A 13,455-nucleotide genomic window follows, 5' to 3' on the forward strand; every position below is an offset into this window, starting at 1 on the left:
CGGTCGGGGCCTTTCGCGTTTCACCGCGTGCGGGCGGCAGCGCATGATGCCTGGGCCGGCCCGCCGCGGGAGTCTCGTGCCTCTGAGAGCCGGTGCCTCAGCCGACCTTGTGCAGCCAGACCACGCTGGTCTCGTCGCTGGCGTGCCGGAAGGGCTCCAGTTCGTCGTCCCACGCCTGGCCGAGCGCAAGCCGCAACTCGCGGTGCAGTTCGCGGGCGTTCGCCCCGGCGATCTCCATCGCGTAGCGCACCCGGTCCTCGGGGATGACCATGTTGCCCGCCGTGTCGGTCTGGGCGAAGAAGATCCCGAGGTCGGGGGTGTGCATCCACCGGCCGCCGTCGCTGCCGAGGCCGGCGTCCTCCGTCACCTCGTAGCGGAGGTGCTCCCAGCCGCGCAGGGCGGACGCGATGGCTGCGCCCGTGCCCTGGGGGCCCTCCCAGAAGAACTCGGTGCGCTGGGCGCCCTTCAGCACCGGCTGCGCCTCCCAGGTGAAGTTCACGGCGCGACCGATAGCGCGTCCCGCCGCCCACTCGATGTGGGGGCAGAGCGCGCCAGGGGAAGAGTGCACGTAGAGCACTCCTCGACTTGCGTGTGCCGCCATGATGTCCTCCGTTCGATTGGATGCGTCTTCCCCAACGACCAATCGGCGGTCTCACCGGCACGGTATGAAGTTTGCCGCAGCCCGAGGGCTGCTCTTGTGAATTATGCCGTAGAACTATCGGATGTCACAAGATTGCAACGGTTTTGCAGCGGCGTGGCGGCGAAACGGAATAGCATACTGAGTATGTCGGTCCAGAACGGTTTTCTCGCCCTGCTCACCCAGGGCGCCGCATACGGCTCGCAGTTGCAGGGCGAGTTCCTCGCGCGGGCGGCCCACCGCCGCCAGCTCAACGCCGGGCAGGTCTACTCCACGCTCGATCGGATGGTCGACCAGGGGCTCGTGCAGCCCGCGGGCACCACGGATGACGGCCTGCCGCTCTACGCGCTGACCGCCGACGGCGCGGCCGCCGCCGAGGACTGGCTCACCTCCGGGCCGGTGGATGCGCGCCCGGACTGGGACGAGATGCAGGACCAGGTGCTGATCGCGGCCTCCCTCACCGGTGCAGACGCGCCCGCCGTGGTGGCCGACTACCGCCGGGCGTTCGCCGAGAAGATCCGGGAACTGACCCACGACGCGGACTCGCGCGCCGTACTCGCCGCCAACCGCGCGGCCGAGCTGGGCGCCCTCGCCGCCATCGAGTGGCTGGACGAGGTCGCCTCCACCCTCACCGCGCATCCGGATGCGCTGCTGCAGCACCGCTCCCCCGACCGTCCCCGCCGTGGCCGCCGCCCGGCCGACGCCTCCTGACCCGCTCGGGGTCAGTGCAGGAGGTCGCCGGACTTGGCGAGGACGTTCTTCTCGCCGGCCTCGATGGGGACGGCGAAGCGGTTCTGCGCGGGCGGCAGCGGGCAGTTGAAGTTGTAGCTGAACGCGCACGGCGGCAGGACGGCGAGGTTGAAGTCGAGCGTCACCGTGCCGTCCGGGTTCGGGGCCACGAAGAGGAAGCGGCCGACCGAGTACGTGGAGTCGCCGTTGGTGCTGTCGGCGAAGACCAGCTGCAGCGCCCTGCCCGCCTTGAACGCGGCGAGGTTGTAGTCGACGCCGTCCTTGCTGAACGTGATCTCGCCCGGGATCACCTTCTCGCGGGTGCTCCCGTCGTCTTTGAGGTGCTCGAAGCCGAGCGTCTTGCCGCCCTCGATCGGGGTGAACTGCGCCTGGATGATCCACTCCGGGTTGAAGTCGAAGGCGTCGATGGAGCCGAACTCCTGGATGGCCTCCGAGTTCGCGTCCCAGACCCGCAGCGCATAGTCGCCGTCCTCGCTGGCGATGACGAACCCGGTGACCGTGTCGCTGAAGACGATCTCGCTCGGGTTCGCGTCGTCCTTGCCGCGCACGATGGCCTCGCCGTCGACCGGCGTGCCGTCGACCACGATGCCGTCGGCCGCCGTCGCGACCACCTTGAGGCCGGACTGCCCCTTCGGCAGTGGAGCCCACAGGCCGGGGACGCCCCACACCGGCTGCGCCGCCGCCTCCGGGTCGCCAGTGATCCACTGCGTGTTCACGAGCGCCAGGTTGCCCTTCGGCGCCGTCACGGCCTGTTCGCGGCGCTGCCGGTACCTCGCCAGGATGTCGCGGGGGTCTGCTGGCGCTGTGGCGGTGTCTGTCATGGTCTCCATCCTCGGTCAGATCACCCTCCACAACCAACTCCGACACAGCTTCATTCCGTGCCGACGGCCGTGAGGCTCACTTGGCCTCCGCGTATGTGTCGACCACGGCCGCCGTCACCGGGAACTCGACGGGGAACGTGCCGAACAGCAGCCGTCCCGCTGCCTCCGCGGAGGCGACCACCGCAGCAGCGGCTTGCTCGGCGAGCTCGGCGGGAGCGTGCACGATCACCTCGTCGTGCAGGAAGTAGACCAGGTGCGGGCTCTGCAGCAGGGGTGCGTCCCCGCCGAGCGCCGTGAGCCGCTGACGGAGGTCGGCCATCCAGCACAGCGCCCACTCGGCCGCACTCCCCTGCACCACGAAGTTGCGGGTGAACCGCCCCCAGTCGCGCGCCTGGCTGCGCGCCCTGCGCTCGTCGGCCTCCGTCGAGTCCGGTGCGGACGCCGCAGCCTGCGTCTGCGCCCAGCTGCCTCCCGGCCGCGGGGAACTGCGTCCCAGCCGCGACGTGACCACCTCACCGCGCTCACCGGCCCGCGCCGCCTCCTCGACGAGCCGGATCGCGCGCGGGAATGCCCGGGTGAGCCGCGGCATCAGCCTGCCGCTCTCCCCCGTGGTCGCTCCGTACATCGCTCCGAGCATCGCCACCTTCGCCTGAGAGCGCTCCTCGACGGCCCCGGACGCGACGATGCCCTCGTACAGGTCTTTCCCCCGTCCGGCCGCCGCCATCGCCTGATCGCCCGCCAGCCCGGTCAGGATGCGGGGCTCCAGCTGGGCGGCGTCGGCCACGACGAGCTTCCAGCCGGGGTCGGCGACCACCGCTCCGCGCACCTGCCGCGGAAGCTGCAGCGCGCCGCCGCCGCGGGTCGCCCAGCGCCCGGTGACCACGCCGCCTGGCACGTAGTCCGGGTGGAAGCGCCCATCCTGCACCCAGGTGTCGAGCCAGGTCCAGCCGTTCGCGGAGAGCAGGCGGGAGAGCTTCTTGTACCGCAGCAGCGGGGCGATGGCCGGGTGGTCGATCTCCCGCAGCTCCCAGGAGCGGGTGGAGGTGACCATGAGCCCTGCGCGCTTGAGCGCCTTGAGCACCTCCGGCGGGCTGTCCGGGTTGAGGTCCGGGCTCTCCAGCGCGGCGCGGAGTTCGGCGGCCAGGTCTTCGAGCACGCCGGGCCGTCCGTTCGCCGGCGGGCGAGGACCGAACAGGCCGGTCAGCAGGGCGTCGTGCCGTTCCGCGCTGTACGGCAGCCCGGCGGCGCGCATCTCGACCGCGATCAGCGCCCCGGCCGACTCGGCGGCGAGCAGCAACCGCAGGCGGCCCGGCGCTGTGCTGCCTGCGACGGCGGCCCGCTGCGCCTGGAACTCCTCCAGCGCGGACGGCGCCTGCTCGCCGTGGGCCTGCTCGTCCAGGTCGAACAGGGCGGTGTGCGAGGCCGGCTGCTCCTCGGCGAAGGCGGGCTGCGCATCCCAGGCTCCGAGCGGCGCGGTCGCGAGCGCGGAACCGGCGGACAGTGTGGAGAGCCGGAGGATCGTGTGGCTGAGCTGCAGGTCGTCGCAGCGCTCCACCCGGACGCCGGCGGCGAGCAGTGGCGGATACCAGCTGCGGGTGTCGCTCCACACCCAGCGCGGGCGGTCGGCCTTGTCCGCCTCTTCCGCCGCGACGAACGCGGCGAGCTCCCCCGCCGGGATGGTCTGCTCGCCGATCACCGTGCCGTCGCCGTCGACCCTGGTCGCCAGGACGCTGCCGGGCGACGGCCGGTCGAGAACGAGGTGCACCCATCCATTCTGCGGCCCTCGTGCGACATTCCCCGCCGTGTCTTGCCCCCGGTCGTCAAGGTGAGGATAATTCAGTCAGCGACGATGCCAACCCGAAAGGCGATCGACGATGACCGCATACCTGCACGACAGCCAGGGCACCTGGATCGCGTTCCGCGCCGGCGACGGCGGACGCTTCCTGTTCAACCCGGACGGCGACTGGATCGGCTGGTTCCCCTGGGGCGACGACGAGGCGACCACCCCGGACGGCCGCTACCTCGGCACCGTCGTTGGCGACCGGCTGCTCGCCCAGGACGACCGCCGCTTCCGCGGGACGCCGGACTATCCGGGCGCGCCGCGTTACCCCGGCCAGGTCAGCTATCCGGGAGCCGCCGCCTTCGTGAGCATGCCCGTGGGGTACCAGGATGTGGCGGGCGCGCTGCTGTGGCCGCGCATCGCATCCTGAGCGTCGTCGGTGGTCGCTGAGTCAGTCTGCGCCTCCGCCCGAGCCTCAGTCCGCGAGACCCGCAAGCCGTGCCCGCAGCTCCGGCCAGGACGCCGCGAACCCCGGATGCAGCGGCAGCTCGGTCACGCCGCCCACGTCCACCCACCGCAGCTCGATGCTCTCCGGGTCGGCCACCAGCGCCTCGAACGGGCGCACGGCCTCCGCGACCACGGTCGTGTACGACCAGAACCCCAGGTCGAGCACGCTCGTGAAAAGCACGCTCACCGCATCCCGGGGCACAGACGCCTCCTCCGCCGCCTCGCGCAGCGCGCCGTCCACCGCCGACTCCCCGTCGTGCCTCGCGCCGCCCGGCAGCCCCCAGGTGCCGCCGAAGTGACTCCAGTCGGCCCTGTGCTGCAACAGGATGCCCCTGCGGCTGTCGTGGACCAGCAGCCCCGCCGCCCCGAACCGGCCCCAGAACCGCTGACCGTCCGGACCCTCGACCCACGCATCGCCACTGTTCACGGTTCAACGTTAGTCGCCGTTCGGCCGGGCCTTGTCACACGCTGTCACCGTTCTACAGTGGTGCCATGACGAGTCCCCGGATGCCGGCCTGATGCCCGCCGTGCGCAGCGCGGGCATCCTCCTCTACCGCCGACGGGATGCGGTGGAGGTGTGGATAGCGCACATGGGCGGCCCGTTCTGGGCGCGGAAGGACGAGGGGGCGTGGTCGATCCCGAAAGGCATCGTGGAGGCCACGGACGTCTCGGGCGAGCTCGCCGCCGCCATGCGCGAGTTCGAGGAGGAGATCGGCTCGCCGCCGCCCGAGACGGACTACGTATCGCTCGGCGACTTCCCGCTCTCGTCGGGCAAGAAGGTCGTGGTGTTCGCCGCGGAGGCCGACGGGTTCGATCCGGAGTCGGTCACCAGCAACGCCTTCGAACTGGAGTGGCCGCCGCGCTCCGGGCGCATCCAGTCGTTCCCGGAGATCGACGACGCCCGCTGGATGCCGCTCGAACTGGCGCATGCGAAGCTCACCAAGGGCCAGCGCCCGATCCTCGACGCCCTGGTCGCGCACCTCGGGTCGTGACGCGCGGGTGCCGCCGCCCACGAACCTGCGCGCCCGCTCCCGTCACCGGGTGGGCGTAGCATGCCGCACATGGCCATCAGATTCGAGAACGTGGGGATCGCCGTGCGCGACCTCGAAGCGACCATCTCCTTCTTCACCGACCTCGGCCTCACGGTCGTCGGCCGCGACACGATCAGCGGCGAGTGGGCGGACACCGCCGTCGGCCTCGACGGCAACCACGCCAAGATCGCCATGCTGCAGACCCCGGACGGCAGCGGCCAGCTGGAACTGTTCGAGTACATCCACCCCGACGCGATCCAGACGGAGCCGACGCTGCCCAACGAGATCGGGATGCACCGCGTCGCCTTCTCCGTCGACGACATCGACGCCGCCATCGCCACCGCCGCGAAGCACGGCTTCCACCCGCTGCGCGGCATCGCCACGTATGAGGACGTCTACAAGCTCAGCTACGTGCGCGGCCCGAGCGGCATCATCGTGATGTTCGCCGAGGACCTGCGGAAGGGCTGAGCGGGCGGCGCAGCACTCCGTCGCCGCCCTCGGCGCCGTCGCCACCCGGATGCGCCCTAGAATCTCTCAGGCGAACTCCCGCAGGGCGGCGCTGTACCGCTCCGGGCTTGCGCGCGTTTCCGCGGTGACGAGGATCGCGTGAGAGCCGATGCGTCGAGTGAAAGTACCGCTGCAGGGGATCTCCACGACCTTCGTCAAGCCGCCTTTCCACGCATCGACCAGCGCCGCAAGAGAGGAGCGCTCCGGCTGCGCTCCCGGGTCGGTCAGCCGAGCCTTTCGACGCTCGAACTGAGCGTGAATCCACTGCTCCGCGTCGTGCGTGATCGCCTCGTCGCCGAGCTCGTCTCTCCAGGACGGACCGACGAGCTCGCGGAGGAGTTCGGCACGCTCGTCCGACCCGTTCGCGGTCGCCTGCAATCGATCGAAGACATCCGGGTCGCGGACGGTGCCCGCGTGGCGCAGCACCTGCTCCCAGACGTCGGGCCACGCCTCCTCCCAGGCTGCGATCGGCGCAGACTCCCGCTGCGTGGCTCCCAGGAGGGTAGGTGCGTCGACCAGCAGAGGCGGCAGATCATCGCCGTGCGGATCGAGGCGCCACGCCTCCCTGATCCACAGCAACTCCAGCGGAGACTGCAGGTCGTCCTCTACAGTGATCAGCATGTCCCGCGGCCACGGGTTTCCCGGCATCGGCTCAGTAGCGAACAACGAACTCCCCCTCGCACTGCAGTAGGGCGGACGGGACTTGAACCCGTGACCGGCGGATTATGAGTCCGATGCTCTAACCAGCTGAGCTACCGCCCCGTGTGCCCGTCAGTCGCTGCTGGGCACCGGTGGGGCCGCGTCCGTCACAGGGTCGGCCACCGGTTCCCCACGATACAGGCTTTCGAAGGTGCTGATCGTGCGCTGGATGTCGTGCGCGGCGACGATGCGGAGCGACGCGTTCTTGAGCACATCCAGCTCTTCCTGCGGCATCGTGAGCACGTGCTGCAGGCGGTCGGCGAGGTTCTGGGCGTTGCCGGGCTCGAACAGGTAGCCGTTCTCTCCGTCGTGGACGAGGTGCGGGAGCGCCATCGCGTCGGCGGCGACGACGGGGAGGGCCGAGGCCATCGCCTCCATCGTCGCGATCGACTGCAGTTCGGCGATCGACGGCATCCCGAACACCGTGGCGCGGGTGTACGCCTGGCGCAGTTCCTCGTCGGTGACGTAGCCGGTGAAGGTGACGCGGTCGGCGATCCCGAGCTGTTCGGCGAGGGACTGCAGGTTCTTCAGCTGGTCGCCGCCACCGACGATCTCGAGTTTCGCATCCAGGTCGGACGGGAGCAGGGAGACCGCCTTGAGCAGCACGTCGATCTGCTTCTCGCCGGTGACGCGGCCGACGAACAGGATGCGGTTCTCGGTGCGCGGGGTGAAGTCCGGCGTGTAGTTGTGGGCCTCGATGCCGCAGGAGATCGCGTGCACGTTGCGGAGGCCGGTGTACTTCTCGAGGAACTGCGCGGCCTTCGCGGTCGGCGTCGTCACGGCCTCTGCGCGACCGAAGGTGCGGCGGGCCGCCTTCCAGGCGAGTCCGATCGCGTAGTCCTGGATGAACCGCGGCAGGAGGGTGAACTCCAGCATGTTCTCCGGCATGAAGTGGTTGGTGCCGATGATCCGGATGCCGCGCTTCTGGGCCTCCTGGGACAGGCCGCGGCCCACGACGATGTGCGACTGGAAATGCACGACGTCCGGCTTCACCTCGTCCAGGATGCGCGCGCTGTTCTGCTTGATCCGCCACGGGATGGCGAACCGCAGCCAGTCGTGCGGGTACCAGCGCCAGCTGTAGAGCCGGTGGGCCGTCATCTTCTGGCCCTCGTGCTCCTCCGTCCACGTCCCGTGCTTGCGGCTCGCCGCGGGAGCGACGATGTGCACGTTGTGGCCGCGCTCGACGAGACCGGCTGCGAGGCGCTCCGCGAAGCGGGCTGCGCCGTTCACATCGGGGGCGAAAGTGTCAGCCCCGATGACGACGGTCAGCGGTTTCTTCGTCGTGTCGGAAGGCTGGGCGGGCGTACTGCTCGGCTGTCCGCTCGTATCGGGCACGTGGTGAATCCCTACGTTAGTGGGCCGGGATGGTGAATCCGGCGACGGTCTTCGCTCGCCGATCGGGGCCCGACCGGCTGATTCAACGGCCTAGTCTAAGCCGGATTCCGCTGCTTTGTCGGTAACAGCGGCGGCCACCGGCGCGGCGGACGCCGCCTGCGGGTGGTGTTTGGCGAGCTGGAACACGCCGTAGATGGCCACGGCGCCGGAGAGCACGAAGCCGACCATCGCCCACCACGGGGCGCCCGCCGCCTCGTCCAGGATGACGATGCCGATGGTCACGGCGACCAGTGGATCCACCACGGTGAGCCCGGCGATCACCAGGTCCGGAGGGCCGGACGAGTACGCGTTCTGCACGAAGTAGGCGCCCAGGATCGCTGCAGCGAGCAGCGCGACGATACACAGCACCAGCAGCCAGTCCCACTCCTGCCGGGAGATGCGGTCGATGACCACCTTCGCGAGCGTCGCCACGAAACCGTAGAGCACGCCGGCGCCGATGATGTACATGATCGCCTTGAACCGGCTGCGGAAGAAGTAGAACATCACCGCGAAGGCCAGCAGTACGACGGCGAGGATGATCAGGATCTCGATCAGCGCCCGCGAGGTGACCGGCCGGTCGCGCGCGAACACCGCCGCGATCAGCACGAACGCTCCGACACCGCCCACGCACAGGCTCACCGCGATCACCGACCGGTGGTTGAGCTTCACCCCACTGACCCTGGCGTTCAGGATGCTCGTGATGACGAGCCCGACGACGCCGAGCGGCTGCACCAGGATGATCGGGGACAGTTTCAGGCTGACCAGCTGGAAGACGATGGCGAGCCCGAGCAGCACCGTGCCGATGACCCAGGAGGGCCGCGCGAGCAGCAGGCCGAGCTGGCGCAGGTTCAGGCCGGACTGCTGCGACCCCTGCGTGTTGGCCTCGACCTTGGCGACGCCGTGGTGCTGCAACTGCGCGCCGATGGACAGGAAGCACGCGCCGATGAGCGCGATCGGGATGCCGAGGAGCTGACTCGGCTCATAGGCCAGGTCGAGCGCATCCATCAGTTCCGTACCCACCCCACGACCCTATCCAGTTTCACCCCGATATTCTTGCTGAATGGCCGTCCTTCCCATCCGGATCACCGGAGACCCTGTTCTGCACACGCCCGCCGCTCCCGTCACGGAGTTCGACGACGCCCTGCACACCCTCGTCGACGACATGTTCGAGACGATGGATGCTGCGCCCGGCGTCGGTCTGGCCGGCCCGCAGGTGGGTGTCCCGCTCCGCCTGTTCGTCTACGGCTGGACGGACGACGACGACGTCGTGCACCGCGGTGTGGCGATCAACCCGGTGCTCTGGATCAGCCCGGCGACCATCGACGAGCTCGACGAGGACGCGGAGGCGGAGGGCTGCCTGTCGTTCCCCGGCGAGCGATTCCCGCTGCGCCGCGCCGAGAGCGCCATCCTGCAGGCGGTCGACCTGGCCGGTGAGCCGTTCGAGGTGCACGCGGACGGCTGGCTTGCCCGCATCTTCCAGCACGAGTTCGACCACCTGGACGGCATCCTCTACGTCGACAGGCTCGACCACCCGTACGGCAAGGCCGCCAGAAAGGTGCAGAAGAAGAACAGCTGGGGCGTGCCCGGGCTGAGCTGGCTGCCCGGCCGCGATCACCTGGACGACTGACCGCCGCCTGGCCCCGGACGTCCGGGCCCTGACGCGGGCTACTTGCCCAGGTCGACCCCGTGCACCCCGTTGTGGAACTTGAGCGCGGGGAACACCACAGACAGCGAGAAACCGACGCCAGGAACGGTGGATGCGTTCAGCACTCCCCCGAACAGTGCCGCGCGTTCACGCATCCCGGTGAGGCCGGCGCCGTCGTACGTCTCGGTGAGGGCGCGCAGGTCCTCCTCGATCGTGTACTGCGTCGCCTGGTCGACGGCGGCGCCGTCGAGGCCCATCCTGCGGGCGGCGGAGCGGATGCCGTCGTCGTCGACGCTGACCTGCAGGCCGTCGCCCGTCCAGGTGAAGGCGATGGCGACGGCGGTGCCGGGCCCGCCGTGCTTGAGCGCATTCTCGAGGCTCGACTGCAGGATGCGGAACACGGCGAGCTCGGCGCCCTGACGCAGCTCGAACCGGTCGCCGTTCTCGGTGAACGTCACGTCGAGTCCCGCATCCCGCATCACCCGGAACAGGTCGCGGGCGGAGTGCAGACTCGGCTGCGGCATCGCGGCGCTCTCCCCGTCGCGCACGACGGTCTGGATGCGCCGCAGGTCGCCGAGCGCATCCCGGGCGGACGTCTCCAGAGCGGCGACGGAGCGGTCGGCCGCCTCCCGGTCGGTGGCGGCCGCGTACCGGATGCCCTCGGCCTGCGATGCGAGCCTCGACACCGACTGGATGGCCACGTCGCCGAGTTCACGCACGATGCGGAACCGGCCGGCCTGCTCGGCCAACTCCAGTTCGCGGTCGATCCTGTCCCACTCGCTCTCCTCGCGCTGGTTGCTGAGCCTGGCGCGGGAACCGCGGGCGAGCAGCCACAGCACGAGGAAGACGACGGCGGCGACGAGCAGCACGGCTCCGGCGATGGCGAGCACGAGCACGAGGCTCCTGGCCTCTGTCGCTGACAGAGCGTTCATGGCCTATCCTTCCGGCCGTGACGGGGGTCTCCGGCCCGGACGATCATATCCGTCCGCCCGCCCCCGCGCTGTCGTGCCGCCGTCGCCGGTCCGCGTTGCTGCCGCCCTGCCGCTACTGCCCGGACGGGCGGTTGGCGCGCAGGACTTCGAGCCTGGCGCGGTACTCCACCTCGTCGATGTCGCCCTGGGCGAAGCGCTCGGCGAGGGTGGCCTCCGCGGAGCGTGTGCCGCCGTCGTGACCCCAGCCGCGGCCGTAGCCAGGGCCGTAGCCCGCTGCGGCCGCTCGACGCCAGCGGCGCCCGAGGAAGACGAAGAGGAGCACGAAGAAGGCGATCCAGAACAACGGGATGAGCAGGAACAGGAAGCCGAACCCTCCCGCCCACGGGCCGACCCAGTGGGCGGCGACGGTGGTCGCGGCGATGGTGCTGAGCATGATGATTCCAATCGTGAGTGCGGCCCGCGTCGGATGCGAACCGTCACCATCAGCCTCGCCGTCTCCGCTGTTCCGCGAATCCGCCCGGCGGAGTGAATCGCCGTACTCCGGCGGGAGCAGCAGTGGCCGAGCGGGTTGCGCTCACTGCCACCCCGGCTGCACGAGACCGCTCTCGTACGCCAGCACCACGAGGTGCACCCTGTCGCGCGCATCCAGTTTCTGCATGATGCGGGACACGTGCGTCTTCGCAGTCAGCGGGCTGAGGAAGAGCCGCTCGCCGATCTCGCCGTTGCTGAGTCCCTGGCCGACCAGGGCGAGCACCTCGCGCTCGCGTTCGGTGAGCGCGTCGAGCGCAGCGGTCGGAGGGGCTGGGCGCAGGCCGCCGGCGACGCGCTCCAGCAGCCGCCGGGTGACCCCGGGAGACAGCAGCGCATCCCCCGCCGCCGCGACCCGCACGGCCCGGATCAGGTCGACCGGCTCCGTGTCCTTCACCAGGAAGCCGCTCGCGCCCGCCGTGATGGCCTGCGCAACGTACTCGTCCAGCTCGAAGGTGGTCACGATCACGATGTGCGTGCCTCCCAGCTCGGGGTCGCGCACGATCTCCTCCGTCGCCCACAGCCCGTCGCCGTCCGGCATCCGGATGTCCATGAGCACCACATCCGGATGCTGCTGCTTCACCAGGGCCACGGCGTCTCTGCCCGTCGCCGCCTCGCCGACGACGTCGATGCCGTCCTCCGCTTCGAGCAGCGCCCGGAAGCCCGCGCGGACGAGGTGCTGGTCGTCGGCCAGGAGCACCCGGATCACGGGGTCGCCGCCGTGCGGATCGGGATGCGGGCGGTCACGGTGACGCCTCTGGCCGCGCCGGCCGGACCGCCGGGCACCGCCTCGAACCGGCCGCCGAGCAGTTCCGCGCGTTCGCGCATCCCGAGCACGCCCTTGCCGCCCGGCTCCTCGATGCCCTCCGGCAGTCCCCGGCCGTCGTCGGCGACCGAGACGATGTAGTCGCGGTCGTCCTGGCGCAGCGAGACGTGGACGGTGCTCGCCTGGGCGTGACGCCCGACGTTGGTCAGCGACTCCTGCACGATGCGGTAGATCGCGAGCTGGATGGCGGGAGCGGGGACGCTGGTGAGCGCGTTGTCGTAGCGGACGTCGAGCCCTGCGCGCTGGTAGGTCTCCACCAGCGACGGGATGCGGTCGATGTCCGGCTCGGGGGCGCGCGCGGCGCCGTCGCCCTCCGACCGCAGGAAGCCGAGCACGCCGCGCACCTCCTCGAGGGCCTGACTGCTGGTGGCCTTGATCGCCTCCAGGCTCTCCCTTGCCTTCTCCGGCCGGGATTCGAACAGGTGAAGGCCGACCCCTGCCTGCACGCTGATCTGCGACAGAGAGTGCGCGAGCACGTCGTGCAGCTCCCTGGCGATGCGCAGACGCTCGGCCTCCGCGGCGCTCTCCCGCCGCGCGGCGATCGTCCGCGACAGTTCCCGGTAGCGGTCGCGCCTGTTCCGGATGGCCTCCCCGACGCCCACGAGCAGCAGCAGGATGAGCGCGACGATCAACGGCCGAATGCTCGCGGTCGGCTGCGCGCTCAGCAGATACGCCGCGAGCGGGCCGAGCACCGCCAGCCCGGCGAGTGTCCCCCACGCCCAGACCCTCGCGCCGCGCACGACGGCGCTCACCACCGCGAGGGCGAGCGGGACGGCCGCGAACGGCGGTCCGGCGCTGACCGCGATGGCCGGGGCGCAGAGCAGGCCGATCACGGCCACCACGACACCGGGATGCTCGCGGGCGGCCAGCAGGACGAACGACGCAGCGAAGGCGACGAGCACGAAGACCAGGGAGAGCGCATCCTGGCGCGCGTCGTGCAGGGCGATGATGACGCCGGGCACCTGGATGATCGCGGACAGGATCACCGGGAACCAGCGGGCCGCCGGTGGCCGGGGCCGGTTGGCCCAGCCGCGTTCGGCGCGCGAGAGCCGCGCTTGCTCGTCCGCGGTCCAGGCCATCCGTCCATGCTAACGAGCGCACCTGGGCGCCACGACCGCCGGTGGGAGGTTCACGGGTACTCCCCCGGGAGTACACACCCGCCGGCGCGTATGCCGTCGCGGACATACACGCGTGCGGAAACGAGGAAACCCCCGGACTTCCGTGGAAGTCCGGGGGTTTCACTGCTCTGGATACTGCTCCCCGAGATGGACTCGAACCATCAACCTGCCGGTTAACAGCCGGCTGCTCTGCCAATTGAGCTATCGAGGAATGCTTGAATCAGCGTAGCTACTCTAGCAAGGAATCATCGCCCCACAAAAATCGAGCGTGACGCCCGCGCGCGTCGCGGCCGATCGGCG

The 13,455-nt window shown here is 70.3% G+C and carries 16 protein-coding genes and 2 tRNA genes; 5 read left to right on the forward strand and 13 right to left on the reverse strand.

Annotation, left to right across the window (positions count from 1 at the left end; genetic code table 11):
• Positions 1-97 precede the first annotated feature (97 nt).
• Positions 98-601 carry a DUF3145 domain-containing protein gene (locus AC1ROC_RS02830; RefSeq protein WP_085370837.1) on the reverse strand — a complete coding sequence of 168 codons (504 nt, stop codon included), beginning with the start codon at positions 599-601 and terminating at the stop codon, positions 98-100.
• A 183-nt stretch (positions 602-784) separates the two neighbouring features.
• Here AC1ROC_RS02830 and AC1ROC_RS02835 point away from each other — a divergent pair, with 183 nt between their 5' ends.
• Positions 785-1,348 carry a PadR family transcriptional regulator gene (locus AC1ROC_RS02835; protein ID WP_492997968.1) on the forward strand — a complete coding sequence of 188 codons (564 nt, stop codon included), beginning with the start codon at positions 785-787 and terminating at the stop codon, positions 1,346-1,348.
• An 11-nt stretch (positions 1,349-1,359) separates the two neighbouring features.
• Here the strand turns inward: AC1ROC_RS02835 and AC1ROC_RS02840 are convergent, their stop codons facing one another.
• Positions 1,360-2,208, reverse strand: coding sequence for a DUF1684 domain-containing protein (locus AC1ROC_RS02840; RefSeq protein WP_085370862.1), 849 nt, complete (start codon positions 2,206-2,208; stop codon positions 1,360-1,362).
• Positions 2,209-2,284: 76 nt separating this feature from the next.
• The gene (locus AC1ROC_RS02845; protein ID WP_085370839.1) at positions 2,285-3,973 is read right to left on the reverse strand and encodes a bifunctional 3'-5' exonuclease/DNA polymerase; all 1,689 of its coding nucleotides are present in this window, start codon (positions 3,971-3,973) and stop codon (positions 2,285-2,287) included.
• A gap of 109 nt (positions 3,974-4,082) precedes the next feature.
• Between AC1ROC_RS02845 and AC1ROC_RS02850 the strand changes: the two genes are divergently transcribed.
• The gene (locus AC1ROC_RS02850; protein WP_085370840.1) at positions 4,083-4,418 is read left to right on the forward strand and encodes a hypothetical protein; all 336 of its coding nucleotides are present in this window, start codon (positions 4,083-4,085) and stop codon (positions 4,416-4,418) included.
• Between the two features lie 45 nt (positions 4,419-4,463).
• On the opposite strand, the gene AC1ROC_RS02855 is transcribed toward AC1ROC_RS02850, so the two are convergent.
• Entirely contained in the window at positions 4,464-4,922 is a 459-nt protein-coding gene (locus AC1ROC_RS02855) for an NUDIX hydrolase (RefSeq protein ID WP_168689413.1), read from the reverse strand.
• Between the two features lie 91 nt (positions 4,923-5,013).
• Between AC1ROC_RS02855 and AC1ROC_RS02860 the strand changes: the two genes are divergently transcribed.
• Together AC1ROC_RS02860 and AC1ROC_RS02865 are read left to right on the forward strand one after the other, a co-directional pair.
• On the forward strand, positions 5,014-5,487 hold the full coding sequence (locus tag AC1ROC_RS02860) for an NUDIX hydrolase (protein WP_492997971.1): 474 nt from the start codon (positions 5,014-5,016) through the stop codon (positions 5,485-5,487).
• A gap of 69 nt (positions 5,488-5,556) precedes the next feature.
• Entirely contained in the window at positions 5,557-5,994 is a 438-nt protein-coding gene (locus tag AC1ROC_RS02865) for a VOC family protein (protein WP_492997973.1), read from the forward strand.
• Between the two features lie 66 nt (positions 5,995-6,060).
• Here the strand turns inward: AC1ROC_RS02865 and AC1ROC_RS02870 are convergent, their stop codons facing one another.
• The 4 genes from AC1ROC_RS02870 to AC1ROC_RS02885 all read right to left on the reverse strand — a co-directional run bounded on the left by AC1ROC_RS02870 (position 6,061) and on the right by AC1ROC_RS02885 (position 9,126).
• Entirely contained in the window at positions 6,061-6,654 is a 594-nt protein-coding gene (locus tag AC1ROC_RS02870) for a hypothetical protein (RefSeq protein ID WP_492997976.1), read from the reverse strand.
• 67 nt (positions 6,655-6,721) lie between these two features.
• Positions 6,722-6,795 (reverse strand) — tRNA-Ile (locus tag AC1ROC_RS02875).
• Positions 6,796-6,804: 9 nt separating this feature from the next.
• On the reverse strand, positions 6,805-8,067 hold the full coding sequence (locus tag AC1ROC_RS02880; RefSeq protein WP_085370846.1) for a glycosyltransferase: 1,263 nt from the start codon (positions 8,065-8,067) through the stop codon (positions 6,805-6,807).
• A gap of 90 nt (positions 8,068-8,157) precedes the next feature.
• Positions 8,158-9,126 carry a DMT family transporter gene (locus AC1ROC_RS02885; RefSeq protein WP_085370847.1) on the reverse strand — a complete coding sequence of 323 codons (969 nt, stop codon included), beginning with the start codon at positions 9,124-9,126 and terminating at the stop codon, positions 8,158-8,160.
• Between the two features lie 40 nt (positions 9,127-9,166).
• Between AC1ROC_RS02885 and def the strand changes: the two genes are divergently transcribed.
• Positions 9,167-9,733 (forward strand): peptide deformylase, encoded by a 567-nt coding sequence (gene def / locus AC1ROC_RS02890; RefSeq protein WP_492997981.1) that lies wholly within the window; start codon positions 9,167-9,169, stop codon positions 9,731-9,733.
• A gap of 38 nt (positions 9,734-9,771) precedes the next feature.
• Here the strand turns inward: def and AC1ROC_RS02895 are convergent, their stop codons facing one another.
• The 5 genes from AC1ROC_RS02895 to AC1ROC_RS02915 form a co-directional block, all read right to left on the reverse strand.
• Entirely contained in the window at positions 9,772-10,683 is a 912-nt protein-coding gene (locus AC1ROC_RS02895; RefSeq protein WP_434948550.1) for a sensor histidine kinase, read from the reverse strand.
• 112 nt (positions 10,684-10,795) lie between these two features.
• Positions 10,796-11,116 (reverse strand): SHOCT domain-containing protein, encoded by a 321-nt coding sequence (locus AC1ROC_RS02900; RefSeq protein WP_085370849.1) that lies wholly within the window; start codon positions 11,114-11,116, stop codon positions 10,796-10,798.
• A 141-nt stretch (positions 11,117-11,257) separates the two neighbouring features.
• Positions 11,258-11,920, reverse strand: a complete 663-nt coding sequence (locus AC1ROC_RS02905) for a response regulator (RefSeq protein ID WP_492997984.1) — start codon at positions 11,918-11,920, stop codon at positions 11,258-11,260.
• Complete coding sequence (locus AC1ROC_RS02910; protein ID WP_492997987.1) at positions 11,917-13,116, reverse strand: sensor histidine kinase; 1,200 nt, start codon at positions 13,114-13,116, stop codon at positions 11,917-11,919. The genes AC1ROC_RS02905 and AC1ROC_RS02910 overlap by 4 nt, the downstream gene beginning before the upstream one ends.
• 177 nt (positions 13,117-13,293) lie before the next feature.
• Positions 13,294-13,366 (reverse strand) — tRNA-Asn (locus tag AC1ROC_RS02915).
• Between the last annotated feature and the right edge of the window lie 89 nt (positions 13,367-13,455).

This window comes from Leifsonia sp. GW821-FHT13C05, from assembly GCF_058806515.1.

Excerpts from the sequence above, each read along its gene's own strand:
- AC1ROC_RS02895 (WP_434948550.1), bottom strand. The coding sequence starts at position 10,683 with ATGAACGCTCTGTCAGCGACAGAGGCCAGGAGCCTCGTGCTCGTGCTC.
- AC1ROC_RS02865 (WP_492997973.1), top strand. The coding sequence starts at position 5,557 with ATGGCCATCAGATTCGAGAACGTGGGGATCGCCGTGCGCGACCTCGAA.
- AC1ROC_RS02835 (WP_492997968.1), top strand. The coding sequence starts at position 785 with ATGTCGGTCCAGAACGGTTTTCTCGCCCTGCTCACCCAGGGCGCCGCA.
- def (WP_492997981.1), top strand. The coding sequence starts at position 9,167 with ATGGCCGTCCTTCCCATCCGGATCACCGGAGACCCTGTTCTGCACACG.
- AC1ROC_RS02870 (WP_492997976.1), bottom strand. The coding sequence starts at position 6,654 with ATGCTGATCACTGTAGAGGACGACCTGCAGTCTCCGCTGGAGTTGCTG.
- AC1ROC_RS02840 (WP_085370862.1), bottom strand. The coding sequence starts at position 2,208 with ATGACAGACACCGCCACAGCGCCAGCAGACCCCCGCGACATCCTGGCG.
- AC1ROC_RS02910 (WP_492997987.1), bottom strand. The coding sequence starts at position 13,116 with ATGGCCTGGACCGCGGACGAGCAAGCGCGGCTCTCGCGCGCCGAACGC.
- AC1ROC_RS02830 (WP_085370837.1), bottom strand. The coding sequence starts at position 601 with ATGGCGGCACACGCAAGTCGAGGAGTGCTCTACGTGCACTCTTCCCCT.
- AC1ROC_RS02860 (WP_492997971.1), top strand. The coding sequence starts at position 5,014 with ATGCCCGCCGTGCGCAGCGCGGGCATCCTCCTCTACCGCCGACGGGAT.
- AC1ROC_RS02850 (WP_085370840.1), top strand. The coding sequence starts at position 4,083 with ATGACCGCATACCTGCACGACAGCCAGGGCACCTGGATCGCGTTCCGC.
- AC1ROC_RS02900 (WP_085370849.1), bottom strand. The coding sequence starts at position 11,116 with ATGCTCAGCACCATCGCCGCGACCACCGTCGCCGCCCACTGGGTCGGC.